Raw genomic sequence first — 19,693 nt, 5'->3', positions numbered from 1 at the left:
GTGGTTGACGCGCTGGCTACGCCGGCAGCCTCGCGAGATTCCGGATGCAGCCTGGCAGCCGGTCTGCGCCGGCTGCCCCTGGGTTGCCGCGCTGGATCCTGAGCGTCAACAGCGCCTGCGCGCGCTGACCGCGCAGTTCCTGCACCAGAAGACCATTTCGCCGGTCGATGGGCTGCAACTGCAACCGCAGGATGACGTGTTGCTGGCGGCCACCTGTTGCCTGCCCTTGCTGGACATCGGCGCGGCCGGTTGGCGCGGCTGGTCGCAGCTGATCGTCTATCCGCACGCCTTCCGCGTGCAGCGCACCCACGTGGATGCGGCCGGGGTCATGCACGCCTGGGACGACACATTGATCGGCGAGGCCTGGGAACAAGGTCCACTGATCGTCAGCTGGGCTGATGTGCAGGCCGATCTGCGCGATCCGCATGCCGGCTTCAATGTGATCGTGCATGAGATGGCGCACAAGCTCGATGCCCTGGATGGTGCACTCGACGGCACACCACCACTGCCGCGCGAGGCACAGCGCCATTGGGCACGCGACTTCCAGCACGCCTACGATGCGTTCTGCCGTTGCGTGGATGCCGGCGAAGAGACCGAGATCGACCCTTACGCCGCCGAAGCGCCGGAGGAATTCTTCGCAGTGGTCAGCGAGTATCACTTCTCCGCACCGCAGGTCCTGCAACGGGTGATGCCGGCTGTGGCCGCGCATCTGGTGCGGCTGTACGGACCATCGCCGTTCGCCTCGCGCCCATCGATGTGAGATCGCCGCGCGATTACATCGTTTACACCAAGCCAAGATCCCGCGGCGCGGCCCCCGGAAACACGCGCTCCAGCTGCGCCGGCGACAGCCCCCACAGCCGCTGCAGCACGCCACCGAACAGGCTGCGGTAGTTGGTCAGCACCGGATAGTCGCGGTTCTGCAGCAGCTGCGCCTGTTCGACCGCGACCTGCTCGCCGGCGATGCGACCGCCGCGCACGCGACCGCCCAACACCCAGTACGCGGTGCCGTGGCCATGGTCGGTGCCCTTGCTGCCGTTCTCGCGGAAGGTGCGGCCGAACTCGGAAATGACGACCACCACGGTCTCGTTCCAGGCCGGCCCCAGGGCGTCGGCGTATGCCGCCAGTCCCTCGCTGAGGTTGCGCAGGTTGTTGGCCAGCCCGCCCGTCACGCTGCCCTGGTTGGCATGCGTATCCCAACCGCCGACATCGACGAATCCCAGGCGATAACGCTCGCGCATCAGACTCGCCATGCGTCGGGTTTCATCGGCAAATGTCCGCGCGCTGGCGGCGCCACGGCCGGCCTGCTCCATCTCCTCGCGCAGCTGCGCGGTGACCTGCTGACGCAAGGCCAGGCCGTCGCGCGCGGCGGCGGCCAACGGTGTGGCCTCGTACATCTGCGCCAGGATCTGCGCCTGCCGCGCATCCAGCCCGCCCTTGCCGATTCCCCGCAACGAAACATTGGGCAGATCGCCGCCGCCCTGGAAGGTCAGTGGCAGCGAATCGGTGAAGGCGATCGCCGGCACCGCGCTGAGCACGCCCGACAACCGCGCCATGAAGCCGGACCGGTAGTCGCGGTGTTTGCCGGCCTGGCCGGATTCGATGTCGTCCTGGGTTTCGAAATGGCTACGCGAGGTGTCGTCGGTGCCGGCAAACGGCACGAAGGCCAGCTGCCCGCGCTGCCACAATGGCAGCAAGGCCTCGCGCATCACCGGGTTCAATCCCCACTGCGCATCCAGTGCGATGGCGCTGCTGGCGTTGGCCGGATCCGGCCGCGCGATCGCCAGCGTGGGCCGCGATTGGTAATAGAAGTCGCTGCCATAAGGGACCAGCAGATTGTTGCTGTCGTAGCCACCGCGCAGGAACACCACCAGCAAGCGGGCGCTGTCGCGTGGTGCGGCGAACAGACGGCCGGCCCAGGGCAGGCTCGCAGCGGCGGCAGAGGCGAGTAGAAATTGACGACGTTGCATGGATGTCCTCCTGCGACGGTGACCGCACCGCATGCGGTGCATCAGCGGTAATTGAAATCCGGAGAAGACAATAGAAAGCCATTCCATTCCGCCGGCGAGCGCGCCTGCTGCAGTGCCTGGCGCGTGCCCGCCGACAGCGATGGCGCCAACCAGCGATACGACGCACGCATCTCGATCTGCATCAGTGGGGGCAGTGGCGTAGTGGTGTCGCCGTCGCGTCTGAACAGCTGTTTGGGCCCACTGCCCAGCGCGCGCGCCACTTCGAACCGGCGTGCCAGTTGTCCCGAGCTGGTCCACGCCTGCGATTGCAGCGACCATCCATCCGGGGTGATGCGTCCGAACAGCGGCTCGCCCAGTTGCTGTACCCAACTGACCATCGGGCCGGCATTGATCACCGGCTGACCGTCGTAGGCCAGCCGCATCGCCGACACCACGAAACGATTGGGATCCTTGAACTTGCGTGGTTGCGCCTGGACGAATTCAGCAGAGGCCAGCATGGCCTGCATCACTGCGGCGATATCACCGTCGCTGCGCTGGAAACTGTCGGCCATGCGCGCGACCAGGGCAGGCGGCGGCGTATCGCTCACGAAATACTCCGCCAGGCGCTGCGACACGAAACGCGCGCACGCCGGCTGGCGCACCAGCAGGTGCACCGCCTGTTCGATCTCATCCAGCCCACCTGCGGCGACGCGCTGGCCGAGCAAGCGCTTGTCACCAGGCTGGTGGCGGGCAGGATTGAATTCGAACAAGCCCCTGCGCACGACCGCCGGCTGGCCGGGCCTGGTCGCCGACAATGGCGGCGCACCGTCTGCCTTGATCGGGACCAGGCCGGCACCGGTGAGTATCAGCGCCAGCTGCTGCACGTCCTGCTGCGTGTAGCCGCCGTGCACACCGAGCGTGTGCAGTTCCATCAGTTCGCGCGCGTAGTTCTCGTTGACCTTGCCCTTGGCATTCTTGGCATTGTCCAGATACTCCAGCATCGCCGGGCTTTGCAGCGTCGCCATCACCAGATCGGCGAACCGACCGGTGGCGTTGGGACGAATCGCGTTCTCCATGAAGTCGGCTGCCATCCACTTCACGCGCCCTTTGTTGGCATACACGCTGAAGTGATTGAGCCAGAACCACACCAGCTGCTCACGCAACTGATCCGGCGCGTACACCGCACGCAGCAACTGGGCCTGACGGGCCTGGCTGAGCATCTGTCCGCCACGCGCCTGCCACTCCTTGCGCAGAGCCGTCTTCTCGTCGCCGTCGGGCATGGCCTGCAGTCGCAGCTTGTCGGCCTCGTACTGGGTCAGCAAGGCGACCAGCGGCGTGTGCAGCGCATCGAAACGCTGCAATTGCGCACGCACCGGCTCCGGTAACACCGCATCGTCGCTGGGCTGCAGCAGCGCTGCGGCATAGCGCGCGCGACCGAGGCGCTGCAGCTGGCTGGCGCTCTCGGCGTCCACGCCATAGGTGGCACGCTGCAGCCAGCGCGTCTGCGTTGCCGTCACCGGCGCTTCGGCGGCGCGGCCCACCGTTGCACCTGCGCAGCCGGCAAGCAGCAATGCGGCGCTCCAGCGCCGTATCACTGCGTAGCGCGTCTCCGTGCCAGGCGCCCGTCCCACGCACTCGAACATGCGGTTCTCCATCGCAACTGCCTGCAGATCGGACAAGTATGGTCAAGCCAACGCACGAGGCGTTAAACGGTTGTCCGGGCACCAGGCACCGTTGCCGAAGAGTTCATCCGGCTGCGCCGGCCGTCACAGTCCCGGCGGCAGGGTCACATCGAAACGCGCGCCGCCCAGTTCCTGCGAGCGCACCACCTGCAGTTCGCCGCGATAGGCCTTGATCAGGTCCTGCACGATCGACATGCCGATGCCATGCCCATGCACGCGCTCATCGCCGCGCACCCCGCGCTGCAGGATCTTGGCCACGTCCTCCGGCGCGATGCCGGGCCCATCGTCTTCCACCGACAGGATCAGGCCGGCACGCCGGCTTCCGGTGGTGGGGCCCGGCTGGGCGGTCAGCAGCACCCGGCTGCGTGCCCACTTGAAGCCATTCTCCAGCAGGTTGCCGAGCAACTCCTGCAGGTCGCCCGGTTCGCCGTGGAAGCGCGCCTCCGCAGAGATATCGAATTCGCACAGCACGCCCTTGGCCGAATACACCTTCTCCAGCCCGCGCACGATCTCTTCGGCGGTGGGCTCGATCGGCAACGGGGCGGCGAACAGCTTGTGGCCGCTGGAGGCGGCGCGCGCCAGCTGATACGACACCAGATCGTTCATGCGACGCAGCTGCACGTCCATCTCCTCATGCAGATCGCGCTCGGAGGCGCCGCTGTCCAGCTGTGTGCGCAACACCGCGATCGGCGTCTTGAGGCTGTGCGCGAGGTCGGCCAGCGTATTGCGCTGACGATCCAGATTATCGCGCTCGCTTTCGATGAAGGCGTTGATGCTTTCGGTCAGCGGCTCCAGTTCGCGCGGATGCTGCTCGCTCATGCGCTGGATTTCACCGCGCTGCACCTTGGTCAACTCGTTGATCACCCGCCGCAACGGACGCAGGCTCCATTGCAGGATGAAAGCCTGCAACACCAGCAGCACCACGCCGGCGCTACCGAGGTAGAACCAGACCGCGCCGCGGAACACACGCAGCTGCGCACCCATCGAGCGCGCATCTTCCATCACGTAGATGGTGTACGGAATCTCGCCGCCATGCTCGCGCTCGACGTAACTCACTCCCAGCCCGTAGCGGTAGACCTGCCCGACGCTGCCGTCGATCTGGGTCATCTCCAACGGGCCGATGAACTCTTCCTGGCGCGGTTCGAGCATGCGACCGTGCGGAATGTTGGGCCCCTCGGCCGACATCGAGGTCCAGCTCTCGTCCGGGCGCACCACCTCGACATACAGCCCGCCACCAGGTACATCGAAGCGCGGATCGGGCGGCTGCCCGCCGATATACAGCGAGCCGTCGCGAACGAAATCGATATTGGCCGCGTAGGCGGAGGCGTAGTTCTTCAGCCGTTCGCGCAGATTGCGCTCGGCCGTGTCGGCGAATGCCACATCCAGCGCATAGCCGGCCAGCGCCAGGAAAGCCACCAGGCTGAGGCTGGCGGCCAGCAGCTGACGCGCCTGCAGGGAGCGCGGCCGCCAGCGTTTGTACCACTTGGAGCGCACCGACACCTAAGGTCTTCCTGCTTGCCGCTGCGCAGGCTCAGCCTTCGGTGCGCGGGATGGCGAAGCGATAGCCGCGGCCGCGTACGGTCTCGATGGGCTTCAACTCGCCATCGGGGTCGAGCTTCTTGCGCAGACGCCCGATGAACACTTCCAGCACATTGGAATCGCGATCGAAATCCTGCTGGTAGATGTGCTCGGTCAGGTCGGCCTTGGAGACCAGTTCGCCGGCATGCATCATCAGATACTCCAGCACCTTGTACTCATAGCTGGTCAGATCGACATTGGCGCCATTGACGCTGACCGTCTGTGCAGCCAGATCCAACGCCACCGGCCCGCATTCCAGCGTCGGCTTGCTCCAGCCAGCGGCACGGCGCAGCAGTGCATTGACCCGAGCCAGTAGTTCCTCGACGTGGAAGGGCTTGACCAGGTAATCGTCGGCGCCCTGCTTGAGGCCTTCGACCTTGTCCTGCCAGCTCGAGCGCGCCGTGAGGATCAGCACCGGGAATTTCTTGCCTTCGTCGCGCAACGCCTTGATCAACTCCATGCCCGACATCTTGGGCAGGCCCAGATCGATGATGCCGACGTCGAACGGCACCTCGCGTCCCATGTACAGGCCTTCTTCGCCGTCCTGTGCGGCGTCGACAGCAAAGCCTTCACGCTTCAGGCGCGCGGCAAGGGTCTCGCGCAGCGGAGCTTCGTCTTCGACCAAAAGAATACGCATGCACTCTCCCTAGTTACGTTGGCGGCCAGCGGCCGGGGGAATTTATGAGACTGAACGCCTAACTATCCACGCTCAGTGGTTATCGTCGCGTGGTGGCGTGTCGGAGGGCGGCGGCATGCGCGACGGCTGGGCCTGGCTCTGTTGTTCCGACTCGTACACCGTGTGCACGCGCCCATCCTTCATGTACTTGACCCGGTTGAGATTGCCGCCGTCGAACGGCACGCGTTCGGCACCCAGGATCTGTCCACCGGTGGAGCGCTGCACATGCCGGATGGTGTCCGACAAGGTCCGGCTGCTGCCGCGCGCCGAGGCCGGCATGGCCTCGCGCCCGCCCTGGCCCATTGGCGGATAGCCCTGCCCCCACGCCGACGGCGCGGCCATGGCGACCCAGAGGGCGACCAGGGCGGTGTAGCGAGCGCGGCAGGCGGAATAGGTCACAGCTGAATCCTAGCGGGTTGTTCAGGAACATTCAAAATTCGTGAAATCGGCAACGTATCACACTGTTGCCCGGTACCAGAATCGAGCCAAATTCTTGATTTTGTGGAGTGAATCCGATCTGAACTTTTTAGCACGGTGTTAACGCCATTCAGCCAAATGAACGCGGTATCGTGCCTATCGATCCCCTCGTCCTGACCAGAACGGCCAGCGGATCCCTTGCCGGGCGAACTAATGCAAGCCGCGGGCCATTCAGGCGACCACGCGCCACGGCCGCTCGTCGGTTCGCTGCAACGCCTGTTCGATGAGCTCCCAACCGGCGCCTGGACGGTGGGCGCCTTCGCTCAGGACCTGCCGAAACGCCCGCCCTCCCGGCTGGCCATGGAACAGACCCAGCAGATGGCGCGTCATGTGCTTGAGCGCCAGGCCCTGTTCGAGCTGCGATTGCACGTAGGGCTGCAGCGCGCGCAGCAAGTCTTCGCGCGTGCGCTGCGGGCGACCGCTCATGGCGACCTCCAGGCGGTGCAGCACGTAGGGATCGTGGTAGGCCGCGCGGCCGAGCATGACGCCGTCGGCCTGCCGCAGGTGCGCCAGGGCGGCATCGACGGAGGCGATTCCTCCATTGACCACCACCGGCAATGCCGGACGTTCCTGCTTGAGCCGGTATGCCCAGTCGTAGCGCAGCGGCGGCACCTCGCGGTTTTCCTTCGGGGACAGGCCCTTGAGCCATGCATTGCGGGCATGCACCACGACCATCGCCGCACCCGCATCCACCACCTGATCGACGAAGCTTGCGAACACCGCATAGTCGTTGTCGTCGTCGACGCCGAGCCGGCATTTGACCGTGATCGGCAGATCGGTGGCCGCGCACATGGCCGCGACGCAGTCGGCCACCAGCGCCGGCTCGCGCATCAGGCAGGCGCCGAAACGCCCGGCCTGCACGCGATCGGATGGGCAGCCGCAATTGAGGTTGATCTCGTCGTAGCCCCATTCCTGGGCGAGGGCAGCGGCCTGCGCCAGCAGCGCCGGCTCGCTGCCGCCGAGCTGCAGCGCGAGCGGGTGCTCGACCGGATCGAAGCCGATCAAGCGCATGCGATCGCCATGAATCACCGCATTGGCATGCACCATTTCGGTGTATAGCCGTGCCGATGGCGCCAGCAGGCGGTGAAACACCCGGCAATGCCGGTCGGTCCAGTCCATCATCGGAGCGACGGACAGGCGCAGGGAAGCGGCATAACGATCGGAAGAGGCGGTCATCGACGATTGGCCACGGCAGGCAGCCATTGGAATGCGAAGCAGGATCAACAGCTTACACGGGCGTCGATGAATCTGCGGCGGTGCGGGGTGATGGGTGCGCGACGAATGGGGCGCTGCATGAGCGTTACCGGCCAGGCGGCGCACCCGGCCGCCCATTTCCTGCCCGGGTGCACCCGCTCCACGTGGCGGTGGATCGGCTGACGGGGCAGTTGATACGGATGCCGCGGGGGAGGCCACCTGCCGAAACCGGCGGCGCATGCGACCGCCTGGCGCTGTCGTGTTCCGCCGGCCGCCAGCCACAGGTCATCGGGCTGGATGTCCTTGAACGGGCAAGATGCCTGTCGGCGCTGCGCGGCCAGGAGCGGCAGGGGCATGGTCAGTGAAACTTGCAGCCTCGTGGGCTGCACGGGCAGGCGGCGCGCGCCTGCCTGGACAGACCGCGATCAGGGGTTGCGGAAGCCCACGCGCTCTTCGGCGCTCAGCGGCTTGCCGAGTGCGTGGTACGACGCGACCAGGGTGATCAGGGCCGTGCCCATCACCGCATAGAAGGTCCACGAAGTCGCCAGCACGTGCACCTGGCCGAACACCAACGCGACGACGGCAGTGGCGGTGCACAGCACCATGGCCAGCAGCGACATCAGGAAGGGAATGGAAGGATCGAGCTTCATGGTCCGGGGGTTCCAAGGTGCGATAGCTGCAGCATCGGCTTTCCCGGACGGTTCTTGAACTCTTTTTTGCGCGGTTTTTCCAGGGCTTTTCGGCCAAGTCAGCGGACGCTCAGTTTTATGTCAAAGCCTTGGCGCACCTCGCAGTAGGCGTCGGAATTTTCCTGACGCGGCGGCAGCGACGCCACCACATCCGCCAAGGTTTCAACACGGTAGCGGCGGAAAACCGACGGCCGATGCAGCGGGAGGTGATAGCGTGCGAACGCTTCTGTGCAGTCGCCGGTGGCGGTGCCGATCCGGTATGCCGACCCTCTCCCCGGGCAGCGACGCAGTCGCCGGTGACCAGCGCCGCTTGGCCCTCGGAGGTCGGTGCTTGCAGGCCCGCACGCGGATCCACAGCGAACGGTCGACGGCGCCGTCCAAGGCAGGCGACGTCCTCGGCGGCGGCTCGTATCGCTGTCGGCGCTGCGCGATTGCGCTGGCGTCGACTGCCGCTCTGTCGGAACGCGCCGTCGCCACCGCTGTCGGCTGACCGGGATGCACCCCGGTGCTCAGTGGAACCACGTTTGGGCTGGCGACGCCGTCGCGCCGGGTCCGCCGTGAATGATCGCCCCAGCACGAGGCGGGATACGGGCCGACGACTTACCCAGGCGGTGCGCAACCGGTCTGTCGATGCATCGGCTGGCCGCACGCAGGAACGCCGACACCACAGCGGCGCGCTCAGCGCGCCGGAGCAGTGGCGAACTCGCCGCGTTGCAGCTTGGTCACGTCGTTGCCCTGGCCGTCCTTGAGGCTGAGATCCGCGCCCTTGGCCGCCAGGTCCTTGAGCACGTCGGTGCGCTGGAACAGTGCCGCGTACATGGCCGCAGTCTGTCCGGCATTGTTGCGCTGGTCGGGTGCGCAATCGGCCTGCATCAGGCGCTTGGCGATCGCCAGTTCGCCCTTGAAGATCGCCCCCATCAATGCGGTGTTGCCGCGCTTGTCCTGTGCGCAGGGGTCGGCTCCGGCACTGAGCAGTTGTTCCACCGCCGGCCGCTGGCCGTGATAGGCGGCCAGGATCAGTGCGGTGTAGCCCTTCTCGTCGCGGGTATTGAGGTCGTAGTGCGAGCGGATGAATTCGGCCAGCATGTCCTGGCGGCCTGCGCGCGCGGCATCGAAGAAATACTCGCGCAGTTGCCGCTTGATCTGCTCGGGGCTTGCCGCGGCGGTCGGTGCCGCTGCCGGCGGGGCGGCCATGGCTGGCGCGCTGATCGCGCTCAGCAAGACCAACATCAGCGTGCGCATGGCACTCTCCTGAACAAGGACGGCACCGCGGCCCGGCCGCGATGCCGTCGGGTGGATCAGTCCTGCAGGCTGGAGGCCAGCTGCTTGACGCGGGCCAGATCGCCCTTGGCGACGCGGGCCACGCCGGTGCCGTACTCCGGATCGGCCTTGTACAGGAACGACAGGATGATGTGCTTGCTTTCGGTGTCGGTGTTGGCAAGCGACTCGCCGAAGCTCTGCACCAGGTCCGCACGATCCTTCTTGCTGTAGGAGCGATACAACTCGCCTGCCTGCTTGAAGTTCTGTTCGCGGGCGATCTTGGCCTGCTGGGTGGTGCCCGACAGCGGCAGTTCGCTGTAGCGCGCCGCGGTGTCCTGCGGACGCGGCTCCAGGCGGCTCGGCTCGTAATTCACGCCGCTGGTGGTCTGGCCGATGTTGCCCTGACCATCCTGGTTGCCGTTGTTGACGGCCACGCGCGGACGGTTGACCGGCAGGCTCAGGCCATTGGCACCGATGCGATACAGCTGGGTGTCGGCGTAGGAGAAGATGCGACCCTGCAACAGGCGGTCTTCCGACGGCTCGATGCCCGGAACCAGATTGGCCGGCGCCATCGCGACCTGCTCGGTCTCCTGGAAGAAATTGTCCACGTTCTTGTTCAACACCATCTGGCCGACCTTCTGCTCCGGCACGTCGGGCCAGATCTTGGTGGCGTCGAGCGGGTCGAAATCAAACTTGGCCAGGTCTTCGGGCTTGAGCACCTGGATGTACAGGTCCCACTTCGGATAGTCGCCCTTCTTGATCGCGCCGACCAGATCGTTGGTCAGGTGGCTGTAGTCCTTGGCCTGCACCGCGGCGACCTGCTTGGGATCGAGGTTCTTGATGCCCTGCAGCGTCTTCCAGTGGAACTTGACGTAATGCACCTCGCCCTGCGCGTTGACCAGCTTGTAGGCGTGCACGCCATTGCCGTCCATGAAGCGGTAACCAGCGGGCGTGCCTTCATTGGAGTACAGCAGGGTCAGCGTGCGGGTGCCTTCGGGCACATGCGAGAAGAAATCGAAGCGCCGCGAATCGTCGTCCAGGTTGGTGCGCGGATCCGGCTTGAACGCATGCACCATGTCCGGGAACTTGATCGCATCGCGGATGAAGAAGGTGGGGAAGTTGTTGCCGACCAGGTCCCAGTTGCCTTCGCTGGTGTAGAACTTGGTGGCGAACCCGTGCGGGTCGCGCAGGGTTTCCGGCGAATGGTTGCCATGCACCACCGAGGAAAAGCGCACGAACACCGGCGTTTTTTCGCCAGCGCTGAACACCTTGGCCTTGGTCAGGTTGGACAGATCGGCGGTGGCGGTGAACTCGCCTTTGACGCCGGTGCCGCGCGCATGCACCACGCGCTCGGGAATGCGCTCGCGATCGAAGCGCTGCAGCTTCTGGATCAACTGCACGTCCTGCAGCAAGGTCGGACCGGCGGCACCGGCGGTCTGCGAGTTCTGGTTGTCGCCGACCTTGGCGCCATTGTCGCGGGTCAGCGCGGATTGGGCGAAGACCGGCGGCGCGATCAGCGTGGGGGCTAGCAGGGCTAGCACCATGAGGGATCCAGGGCGCATGGCGGCAGCTCGTGTTGAGGGAGCTGAATCATCGCCAGCGAGCGGTAGCGTGAGAAGTCGTTAGTTCTGATCGCTACGATAGGCGAACATGATGATGACTACAGGACGTGATAAGCATCGCGTTATAAAGCGGTGCTACGTGGAAGATCATGTTGCTGGTGCCACCCGTACGGAGACGAAGCCGGATCCACCGGGAAGCACGTAGTGCGTTGGCGACTAAAAATACTGCGGTGCACACTGCTGGCAGACTTGCACACGCGCAACAGCCTGCAGTGAGAGCATGCATGGGGGACCGGGTCATCGCTCATTGGAAGCAGGACGTCGAGCTCCCGTAACGCATGCTCGATCACCCACGAACCGTGTGCTGATCAGCATCCATCTCAGCGCACTTGGCGATCCCCTGAGATTCACAGGCCACCAGAACCGCTCTGTTCGTCATGCAAGCCAATGTCGGCCCTTCTTTGCGCCAGCCGCGCAGGATCCTCCAGCTCGAACAGGCTTCCGTCCGCCTTGCGCTGGGTGCCATAACGCTGCGGCTTGCCCGACATGATCAGGTTGCGATCCACGAACAATGCCATGTCCGCAGTGCTGTAAGACCCGCGCGCGACCGCAGCCTCGATGTTCTTCAAGAAATCATCGCGAAACTTGCGGTCAGTGGAGTGTTGCGCGACCAGGAAACCTGCATGTGCACCGTCTTCACCGACCGACGCGACATCGGGGAAGCCGAATTGCTCGATCAGTGTAGACAGCGTAACCTGGTTCTCCCGTTGCGACGCCACCACACGCATTGCCATTTCTTTTGCTGCGCCTTGGTTGGCCTGCAGCTGTTGCGCTGTGAAAGCGCCACGAATCTGCTCACGGATCTTCTGATCGGCATCAGCCAGCGCCAACAGCTGTTCGCGGTAGGCAGAATTCATAGATTGTCGGCTCGACTGTGGATTCTGTCCTGTTTCGGCAACAGCATGTCCCATCGTCGCCAACTGCCACAGCAGCATTCCTAACATTACCGCTTTCATGAGCAAGCAACTCCCGATTCCGGAAAACTCCCAACACGCGTCTTGTCCTGAATAACCACAGGCTCTTTTTCCAGACGCGGAAATTCCTGATGTCTGCCCGTTTCCCCGTACACGAGGAACGAGCAAAACCGGCCAGCGATGTCCATCTCAGGCGACTTTTCATCCAGATAGAGAAACTGCCCACCTGGATTGAGCTCCAGGAATACCGGCTCCCCCCCAGCGATGGGAACGACAAAATCTGCACAGAAGAAGTCGATCCCCAATGCTGATCGAAGCACATCCAGCTTCGCCTGCAAGCCGGAATACAGAGGTATCCACTCGTAGTGCATGGTCGTCTTATGCCTGATAGCACGATAGTCGATCTCGCCCAACAAGGAATGGCGCATCTGCATGCAGAAGTACTCCCCTCCCATGCAAATCACACGTAGGTCAGCTTGATTTCTGATAACCTGCTGATATGTTGTCGGACAGGCGCGTAGATCCGCATCGGCCAGCTGCTCTTTCAGAGCAATGCGCGTCGCATAGGAGACACTGTAGTTTTCACCATCTGCCCATGCTCCGACATTGAACGGCTTGACGACAACGCCATCAGCATACTTCTGACGAAATGCACGGATATCGTCGGGACGCTGGCTGATCAATGTCTCCGGCACCAATAGACCACTGGCAACTGCAGTGGCAAGCTGCAGCGGCTTCTGATCAGCGGCGAGTGAAGCCAGCGGTGCATTGACCCAGCGCTTTGCGCCATATCCGGCTGCAAGCAGGGCTACAGCCCCAAGATCGAACAGCAATCCTTCTGTCCTGATAAATTTGATGTCCTGTTCGTGGACATGCGCAGGTGCAGATTTATTGAACAACAAACGGCGGCTCCAAGCCGCGTCGTAGGCAATCGGAGCACCATCTCGAGCAACACTTACGCCCTGCGAGCCATACAGCAGAGACCCATCGAGACCACATGGCCACTGCCCGGTGTCCAACAGGCTTGCGGCGTGGCCCGATGCGACGATCATCGCAGCAATCGTAGACGCGTGTTTATCGCTCCGCGGCGCGACGATCAACACATTCTTTACATTTTCGTCCATAGGCGCTACACATTCCAAGACGCGACAGGAGCATGGCGACACTTGCATGCCGCCATGCCGGGGGACGCTTAGCTGACGATGATGATGGTTTCGGTGTCGATGGCTTCGACAATGATGATGACTAATGTATCGCCAGCACCACCGCAGGACACAGCACTGATTTCTTCCTGAGTCATCTCACGTGCGAAGCGCTGAGCGACGGGACGCGAATTTTCCATGAGTTCAAAGTTTTCCATTACTTACTCCTTGGCTGCTTCAGGGTAGTTCGCCGGCGAGATTGCCGGCGTGCTTCTCGACACCATCACTGGCATCAAGTCTCTCGGCGCCATGACTGGCAGCCTGCTTGTCCCGCGACTCGGCGACAAGCGATATCCTGCGGTCGGCAGAAGCGATCGTTTCCTGCCGGTGTGCGATGATGATCCTGGTCATCTTCATGGCCTTGATATGCGCGTTGACCACTTGATCCCTGATGGAATCCAGATGACTCGTCGCCTCGTCCAGCACAAGGATTTTCGGCTGCCGGTACAGAGCACGCGCCAGAATGACGCGCTGACGTTGGCCACCGGACAGAATCGAACCCATATCGCCGACAAGGGATTCGTACCCCATCGGCATCTTGGCGATATCGTCATGGATTGCAGCCAGCTGCGCGGCACTGGCGATCCGCTCGATAGTCGAATCCGGGTCGAAGAATGCGATGTTGTCGGCCAACGATCCAGCAAACAACTGATCATCCTGCATGACTGCCGACACCATGGCTCTATAGTTTTCCAGCCCAAACTTGCGGATATCGATACCACCAACTTCGATGGTGCCCTCGGTCGGCTCGATCAATCCCAGCAACAACTTGGCGAGTGTGGACTTACCACAGCCGCTTGGCCCGACAATGGCAACCGACTCACCCGCTTCGATGCGCAGGTTAAGATTGCGGATAACCCATGGATCGTCGTCTGAATAACGGAAACTCAACCCCTTGACGTGAATCTCGGGAATGGGCTCCGGGCCGCTGTAACCGGAAATTTCATCGAGCTCCGGAGTAGTCGTTGCGATATCGGCGATCCGCTCGGCATGCAGACGCAGCATCTTTAGCTCGATGAATTTATCGACTAGGACCGCGGCCCTGCTGGTGAAAAGATCCGCGTACGCCAGGACGGCAACAAGCATGCCTGCCGACAACGTTCCATTCAGTGCCAAGTAACCGCCGAGGGCGATTAGAAATACTCTCTGTACTCCAAACAGCCCCTGATTCAGCGCATTGAATGCAAGGCCAAAACGCTGCACCTGCATTTCCAGACGCACACTCTGTGCTGTTGCACTGAATAATCTTCCCTGGCGAAGCCCTTGCTTGTTGGCAAGCTTGATCGCCTGTATGCCCCGTACCGACTCCATCAGCTCGCTTTGCTGACGCGCCCCATATGCCAGCTGATCACGACTGATCACGAACTGCAGCCGATAGAACGCCAGACGCAAGCCGAGATACAGGGCGAAAGCTGCGAGAACCAGGCCCGTGAGTGGCAGGCTGTAGGCCATCAATATCACCACGGCCAGGCATCCCGTGAGCCCGTTGAGCATCGCTTCCACAAAGCTGCCGGTCAATGTGGTCTGAATGGATTTCAACGAAGAAAAGCGCGACAACACATCGCCCATGTGCCGCCTGTCGAAATACTCGAGTGGAAGCCGCATCAGATGCCCAAACAGGTTGGTGATCCATTGGGTATTCAATGATGCACCGAGCCAACTGACGATCCAGCTCCGCGCAACTGTCAGGATGGTCTGGAAAACGACGGTAAGCAAGAAAGCAATGGTCAGTATCTTGAGCAGCTGCATGTCCGCTGAAACGAGTACATGGTCGATCACCCACTGCATCTGGAAAGGCAGCAGCAACGCAAGCACTTCGATCGTCAGCGCCAGAACGAATATCTGCAGCAACCCGCGCCTGAGGCCAAAAATTCGCCCTGTCAGGGATCGCAAGGACACTTTGGGCGTCTCGGCGGAAGGCCGAAAATCGGTGCCGGGCTGCAATTCCAGCAAGACGCCCGTAAAGTGTTTGCCGACCTCGGACATCGGTAGCCGCAATGTCCCTCGTGCAGGGTCGTGTAACAGCGCAACGCCTCGCGTGACGCGCTCAAGGACAACGAAGTGCGACATGTCCCAATGCAGGATGCATGGTTGTTTCAGGTCTTGCAGATAGTCAGGCTCGGCCCGCATTGCCCGAACATCCAGGCCCATGGCACGGCCGATCTGCACCAGCCGCTCAAGGCGCACGCCTCTCTGCGAGATATTGAACCGCCGACGGACCTGGGGCAGATCGATTCTGTCGCCGTGATGTCCGGCGACCATGACCAGACAGGCAAGACCACACTCGGCCGCTTCCGTCTGCATCACCGGAACAATGTGCGCGCGATTGGACAATAATTGGTGGATCGATACGGTACCACTCATGTGTGTTTCCCGACCGGATCATCCAAGAAACGTCCCGTCATTTCATAAACGGGTTCAAACATCCATTCGATCAGCTTTCGCTGCTCCAGAAGTATGTCGGCATCCAGCACCATGCCTGGACGCAGCAGTTCGTTTCTTCCGTTGGCGACAATATGCTGTGTTTCAAGTTCGACGATGACACGATAGCGAGCTTCATCTATCTGCTGCCCCAGCAGCGATGACAACTCCTTCGAAGTGACCGCGCTGCGCGAGACCTCGACCACACGGCCTGCGTGGCGGCCGAACTTCTGATAGGGAAACGCCTGGTATCGGAGAAGGACACGATCGCCACGCGTCACGAATCCAACGGCCTTGGAAGGCACCCAGAGCTCAGCGCGCAACGTAATGTTCTTGGGCAACAATGTGACCAGCGGCTGTTGCGCGCTGACCGGCTGTCCGGCGTGGACAAACAGGTTTCCAATGATGCCGTCAGCCGGAGCGCGCAAGATGATGGAACGGCGCGCCTCACTCTCTGAAAGGGATTGAGCGACGTCGGCGATCTGCCTGGCAATTTCATTGCGCTTTGCCTCTAAGGTCGCAGGATTCTGTTCCAGCTGAGATTGCAGTTGGGAATGTTCCACGCGCAGATCCAGCGCATGCTTTTGCAGCTCCTTGAGTTGACCTTGGTGCTGGATTGCAATGTCCTGCTGCTGCAGCAATTGAACCTTGGTCAATATTCCCTTTTCTGCAGCGCTCACCCATTGCTCGTAGAGTCGAAGCGCACTGTCTGCGCGTTGGCGCTGCAACCGGACTTGTTCGGTGGTGTTGTCCAATTGCGCCTGCAACAAAGCGATCCTTCGGTGCAGATCGCGCTGTTGGGCGGCGTACAGATGATCCTGCGCCTGCATATCGGCGTTCAGACGACTGCGCTTTATCTCAAGCTGAGAGATGACCGATGCCTGCGTGTCCCCGAGCGACGTACTGTCCAGTTCTCCCGAAATTTCCAGTACGGGGTCACCAGCCCGTACCGTGGCTCCCTCGACCACGAATGCCTTGGAAACCATACCCGCGCTGAGCGGCGTCAGTGTCAACAGGCCACGGTCCGGTACCAATGCACCATTGACGGATTCGTGCCGGGTGAAACTCCCAAAGCATAGCAACGCAAACACGGTGACTATGAGAAGTACCGCAGTGGCAAGGCATGGCCAACCAAACCTTGGCGCCTCGAGGCGCACCGGCGCAAGCCAAGCGTCCCGGCGTGCGCGCAATACTTCCTCCCTGAAGAAACTTCCCGGCATATGCATTCCCTGCTTCGCTAAGAGACGCGCCCACTTCCTTCAGGTCCAGTTAATCCAAAGAAATATCCCCTGTCAAGCGTACTGCGTAGCATAAAATATGCCCCGCCTGGGAAAATCACTTGGCAAGAAAGGCCGCTCCGAACTAGCCGATCACCCGCTTAAACGGCGGCAAGGCATCGATGATGCGTTTGCCGTAGCGGCGGCTGAGCAGGCGCGAGTCGAGGATGATGACGCGGCCGTGGTCGCTGGAACTGCGGATCAAACGGCCGGCGAACTGGGTCAGCGTGCGCAGTGCATGCGGGATCGCGATCAGGTTGAAGGCGTTGTGGCCGCGGCTTTCCAGCCATTCGCTCAAGGTGGAGGTCTGCGGGTCGGTGGGCACGGCGAAGGGCACCTGGGTGATGACCACGGTGGTGCAGGCGTCGCCCGGCAGGTCCAGCCCTTCGCCGAAGGAATTGAGCCCGAACAACACCGAGCCCTCGCCAGCGGCGATGCGGCGCAGGTGTTCGGTGATCAACTGCGACTTGTTGCCCTCGCCCTGCACCAGCACGCGGTTGCGTTGCGCCAGCGGCATCAGGTCGGCCACTTTTTCCATCTTCCAGCGCGATGTGAACAGCACGATGCTGCCCTTGGCGTTCCAATCCAGTTCGCGCACCAGATATCTGGCCACTTCCTTGGGATGGCCTTCGCGGTCGTCCGGCGTGACCGGGAAATTGGGCACGATCAATTCGGCCTGGTTGGGCAGGTCGAACGGCGAGGCGAGCGAGGCCATCTCGGCGTGATCGGGCAGGCCGTTGTCGATGGCGAAGGACTGGAAATCGCCGCCGCCAGTGAGCGTGGCCGAGGTCATCACCACCGAATCGACCTCGTTCCAGATCATCGTACGCAGCACCTGCGCGGCCGACACCGGCGAGCAATGGCAGATCAGATCGCCATCGCGCGAGAGGGTGATCCAGCGCGCCATCGGCGGCTGGCCTTCCTTGTCTTCGCGGCGCCAGCCGCTCCACAGATTGTGCTGCTGCTCGGCCATTTCCAACGCCAGGCCGAGGTTGCGCTGCAGGCGCTCGCGCGCGGCATCGTCCTGCTTGCCCTTGGCGACGGCGCCATGCGCGGCGTGTACCCAATTGAACAGTGCGCGGGTTTCTTCGCCCAGTTCTTCGATGGCCGGGCCCCACTGCGGCGGCAGCTTGCCGTTGGCCGCACGCCACAGCGGATCGCGCTCGCCGGGCTCGGGCTTCCACACGCGTTCGACCTCGGCATGGAAGGCCTTGAGCAGTTTGGACACGCGTGCGGCCACGTCGATGGCTTCGTTGGGCAGCAGATTGCCGATCCGGTCCTTGTCCACCGCGCGATAGGCGGCGGCGATGAGGATCTGCATGCGCCCGGTGCGACGGGCCATGTCGTCCAGCGGCAGGTTGGCCGCACCCTGATCGATCGCCACGCCGGCGATGTGGTGACCTTCGTCGAGCACCAGCAGCATGTCCGAGGGCGGGGCGATCAGCGGCTGGCCGCTTTCGGCATCGCCCAGCGACAGCGACGACAGCAGCAGGGCGTGATTGGTCACCACGATCTGCGCCTCGCGTACGTCGGTGCGGGCCTTGAGCACCGGGCATTGCGCGGCGTAGCTGCACCTCCGCCCGGCACAACCGGAGGCCGGGGTGGTGATGCGCATGCGCAGTGGCACCGAGACCTGCTCGGGGGCATCGTCCAGATCGCCGTTCCAGGTGCGCGCGGCATAGGCCTTGGCGAGCCGCTTGGCCAGATCCGCATCGGCCGGGCTGAGCGGGCGCTCGTACAGCGCCTGCTCGTCTTCGAACATGGCGTTCTGGCTGGTGTCGCCTTCCAGTTCGGCGGCATTGCGGGTGCACAGGTAGCGGGTACGGCCCTTGGCCAGCGCCACGCTCGCCTCCAGCCCGGTGGCCTTGAGGAAGGCCGGAATGTCGCGTTCCACCAACTGCGATTGCAACGCGACGGTGCCGGTGCTGATCACCAGCTTCTTCTTGGTGGCCAGGGCGATCGGCACGCCGGCGGTGAGGTAACCCAGGCTCTTGCCGACGCCGGTGGGCGCCTCGGCGATGCCGATGCCGCCGGAAGTGGCCAGCGCACGCGACACCAGACCGATCATCTGGCTCTGCGCGCGGCGGGTGGCGAAGCCGGGCGTATTGGCCTGCAGCTTGGCGTAGGCATCGCGGATGCCGGCCTTGATCGGGTCGGTCAGCACGCGCTGGGTGGGAACGGGCGCAGACGGCGCGGCCGGTGGGGCGAGATCACTCATCGCGCCATTTTCGCATGGACCGGCGCAGCCGCTGCGACCGATCGGCCGCGCAGCTGAACATGGTTGCCGGGCGTCCTGCGGCGAGTCGCCGGGCTGCATCGCGCGCATGGGCGCCGGGGGCGCTCTGTCGCCGCTTCGATACCGGTGCGCCGGCCCGTGCGCGGGCCGGTATCCGGGGCAGGATCAGCCGCGCTGACCCGCGCCCATGTCCGGCCGCTGCAGGCTGCGCGCCAAGGTCCATACCAGCAGGCCGATGCCGACCGCCTGCACGGCCGTCAGCACGAAGCTGCCGACGCCCATCAGCATGGCGATCCGGCGCACGTTGCCCTGCTGCATCAGCAGCATGGGAATCGCCTGCAACGCGACCTCGGCCAGGACGCAGCCCAGCAACAGCCACACCCCGGCCAGCCCGGCGCGCCGCAGCGGGCCAACCGGTGCACGCCACAGCAGCACCAGACCCAGCAGCACGGCGATCAGCAGCGGAACCCGCGACAGCAGACTGGTGATCAGGCCAAGCAGCAGCTCGGTGGTCATCAT

17 protein-coding genes are annotated in these 19,693 nt (G+C 63.3%); 1 reads left to right on the top strand and 16 read right to left on the bottom strand.

Features of this window, described 5'->3' with window-relative positions; genetic code table 11:
• The first annotated feature begins 4 nt into the window (after positions 1–4).
• Positions 5–760: a M90 family metallopeptidase gene (locus tag LL964_RS10935; protein WP_104587701.1), complete on the top strand. Its 756-nt coding sequence runs from the start codon at positions 5–7 to the stop codon at positions 758–760.
• Between the two features lie 22 nt (positions 761–782).
• On the opposite strand, the gene LL964_RS10930 is transcribed toward LL964_RS10935, so the two are convergent.
• From LL964_RS10930 to LL964_RS10855, 16 genes are all read right to left on the bottom strand, one after another.
• Positions 783–1,967, bottom strand: a complete 1,185-nt coding sequence (locus tag LL964_RS10930; RefSeq protein WP_104587702.1) for a DUF1501 domain-containing protein — start codon at positions 1,965–1,967, stop codon at positions 783–785.
• A 41-nt stretch (positions 1,968–2,008) separates the two neighbouring features.
• Positions 2,009–3,589 carry a DUF1800 domain-containing protein gene (locus LL964_RS10925; protein WP_425478167.1) on the bottom strand — a complete coding sequence of 527 codons (1,581 nt, stop codon included), beginning with the start codon at positions 3,587–3,589 and terminating at the stop codon, positions 2,009–2,011.
• Positions 3,590–3,712: 123 nt separating this feature from the next.
• The gene (locus tag LL964_RS10920; RefSeq protein ID WP_208621454.1) at positions 3,713–5,083 is read right to left on the bottom strand and encodes an ATP-binding protein; all 1,371 of its coding nucleotides are present in this window, start codon (positions 5,081–5,083) and stop codon (positions 3,713–3,715) included.
• Positions 5,084–5,159: 76 nt separating this feature from the next.
• Positions 5,160–5,843 (bottom strand): response regulator transcription factor, encoded by a 684-nt coding sequence (locus tag LL964_RS10915; protein WP_002808458.1) that lies wholly within the window; start codon positions 5,841–5,843, stop codon positions 5,160–5,162.
• Positions 5,844–5,915: 72 nt separating this feature from the next.
• On the bottom strand, positions 5,916–6,224 hold the full coding sequence (locus LL964_RS10910; RefSeq protein WP_104587822.1) for a hypothetical protein: 309 nt from the start codon (positions 6,222–6,224) through the stop codon (positions 5,916–5,918).
• A gap of 306 nt (positions 6,225–6,530) precedes the next feature.
• On the bottom strand, positions 6,531–7,535 hold the full coding sequence (dusA, locus tag LL964_RS10905; RefSeq protein WP_104587704.1) for a tRNA dihydrouridine(20/20a) synthase DusA: 1,005 nt from the start codon (positions 7,533–7,535) through the stop codon (positions 6,531–6,533).
• A gap of 443 nt (positions 7,536–7,978) precedes the next feature.
• Positions 7,979–8,203, bottom strand: a complete 225-nt coding sequence (locus LL964_RS10900; protein ID WP_167395351.1) for a hypothetical protein — start codon at positions 8,201–8,203, stop codon at positions 7,979–7,981.
• Between the two features lie 717 nt (positions 8,204–8,920).
• On the bottom strand, positions 8,921–9,484 hold the full coding sequence (locus LL964_RS10895; protein WP_104587706.1) for an ankyrin repeat domain-containing protein: 564 nt from the start codon (positions 9,482–9,484) through the stop codon (positions 8,921–8,923).
• A 56-nt stretch (positions 9,485–9,540) separates the two neighbouring features.
• Positions 9,541–11,046 carry a catalase KatB gene (gene katB / locus LL964_RS10890; protein ID WP_208621451.1) on the bottom strand — a complete coding sequence of 502 codons (1,506 nt, stop codon included), beginning with the start codon at positions 11,044–11,046 and terminating at the stop codon, positions 9,541–9,543.
• Positions 11,047–11,471: 425 nt separating this feature from the next.
• Positions 11,472–12,080 carry a DUF6624 domain-containing protein gene (locus LL964_RS10885; protein ID WP_104587708.1) on the bottom strand — a complete coding sequence of 203 codons (609 nt, stop codon included), beginning with the start codon at positions 12,078–12,080 and terminating at the stop codon, positions 11,472–11,474.
• A complete protein-coding gene (locus tag LL964_RS10880) occupies positions 12,077–13,210 on the bottom strand; it encodes an ATP-grasp domain-containing protein (RefSeq protein WP_104587709.1) in 1,134 nt (377 codons plus the stop codon). Before LL964_RS10880 ends, LL964_RS10885 begins: the two co-directional genes overlap by 4 nt.
• A gap of 20 nt (positions 13,211–13,230) precedes the next feature.
• Positions 13,231–13,398: a hypothetical protein gene (locus tag LL964_RS10875; protein WP_167395352.1), complete on the bottom strand. Its 168-nt coding sequence runs from the start codon at positions 13,396–13,398 to the stop codon at positions 13,231–13,233.
• A 19-nt stretch (positions 13,399–13,417) separates the two neighbouring features.
• The gene (locus LL964_RS10870; protein ID WP_104587710.1) at positions 13,418–15,604 is read right to left on the bottom strand and encodes a peptidase domain-containing ABC transporter; all 2,187 of its coding nucleotides are present in this window, start codon (positions 15,602–15,604) and stop codon (positions 13,418–13,420) included.
• Complete coding sequence (locus LL964_RS10865; protein WP_323132944.1) at positions 15,601–16,887, bottom strand: beta-barrel domain-containing protein; 1,287 nt, start codon at positions 16,885–16,887, stop codon at positions 15,601–15,603. Before LL964_RS10865 ends, LL964_RS10870 begins: the two co-directional genes overlap by 4 nt.
• Before the next feature lie 136 nt (positions 16,888–17,023).
• Positions 17,024–19,156, bottom strand: coding sequence for an ATP-dependent DNA helicase DinG (gene dinG, locus LL964_RS10860; protein WP_104587712.1), 2,133 nt, complete (start codon positions 19,154–19,156; stop codon positions 17,024–17,026).
• Between the two features lie 183 nt (positions 19,157–19,339).
• Entirely contained in the window at positions 19,340–19,693 is a 354-nt protein-coding gene (locus LL964_RS10855) for a hypothetical protein (protein WP_104587713.1), read from the bottom strand.

Origin of the sequence: Xanthomonas melonis, assembly GCF_020783655.1 — a bacterium.
Taxonomy (GTDB): domain Bacteria; phylum Pseudomonadota; class Gammaproteobacteria; order Xanthomonadales; family Xanthomonadaceae; genus Xanthomonas; species Xanthomonas melonis.
This window is presented reverse-complemented; position numbering and strand designations above follow the sequence as displayed.

What these genes read in the sequence shown, in the direction of transcription:
- LL964_RS10930 (WP_104587702.1), bottom strand. Translation starts at nt 1,967, where the DNA reads ATGCAACGTCGTCAATTTCTACTCGCCTCTGCCGCCGCTGCGAGCCTG.
- LL964_RS10925 (WP_425478167.1), bottom strand. Translation starts at nt 3,589, where the DNA reads ATGTTCGAGTGCGTGGGACGGGCGCCTGGCACGGAGACGCGCTACGCA.
- LL964_RS10915 (WP_002808458.1), bottom strand. Translation starts at nt 5,843, where the DNA reads ATGCGTATTCTTTTGGTCGAAGACGAAGCTCCGCTGCGCGAGACCCTT.
- LL964_RS10910 (WP_104587822.1), bottom strand. Translation starts at nt 6,224, where the DNA reads ATGGCCGCGCCGTCGGCGTGGGGGCAGGGCTATCCGCCAATGGGCCAG.
- dusA (WP_104587704.1), bottom strand. Translation starts at nt 7,535, where the DNA reads ATGACCGCCTCTTCCGATCGTTATGCCGCTTCCCTGCGCCTGTCCGTC.
- LL964_RS10900 (WP_167395351.1), bottom strand. Translation starts at nt 8,203, where the DNA reads ATGAAGCTCGATCCTTCCATTCCCTTCCTGATGTCGCTGCTGGCCATG.
- LL964_RS10895 (WP_104587706.1), bottom strand. Translation starts at nt 9,484, where the DNA reads ATGCGCACGCTGATGTTGGTCTTGCTGAGCGCGATCAGCGCGCCAGCC.
- katB (WP_208621451.1), bottom strand. Translation starts at nt 11,046, where the DNA reads ATGGTGCTAGCCCTGCTAGCCCCCACGCTGATCGCGCCGCCGGTCTTC.
- LL964_RS10885 (WP_104587708.1), bottom strand. Translation starts at nt 12,080, where the DNA reads ATGAAAGCGGTAATGTTAGGAATGCTGCTGTGGCAGTTGGCGACGATG.
- LL964_RS10880 (WP_104587709.1), bottom strand. Translation starts at nt 13,210, where the DNA reads ATGCAAGTGTCGCCATGCTCCTGTCGCGTCTTGGAATGTGTAGCGCCT.
- LL964_RS10875 (WP_167395352.1), bottom strand. Translation starts at nt 13,398, where the DNA reads ATGGAAAACTTTGAACTCATGGAAAATTCGCGTCCCGTCGCTCAGCGC.
- LL964_RS10870 (WP_104587710.1), bottom strand. Translation starts at nt 15,604, where the DNA reads ATGAGTGGTACCGTATCGATCCACCAATTATTGTCCAATCGCGCGCAC.
- LL964_RS10865 (WP_323132944.1), bottom strand. Translation starts at nt 16,887, where the DNA reads ATGCATATGCCGGGAAGTTTCTTCAGGGAGGAAGTATTGCGCGCACGC.
- dinG (WP_104587712.1), bottom strand. Translation starts at nt 19,156, where the DNA reads ATGAGTGATCTCGCCCCACCGGCCGCGCCGTCTGCGCCCGTTCCCACC.
- LL964_RS10855 (WP_104587713.1), bottom strand. Translation starts at nt 19,693, where the DNA reads ATGATGACCACCGAGCTGCTGCTTGGCCTGATCACCAGTCTGCTGTCG.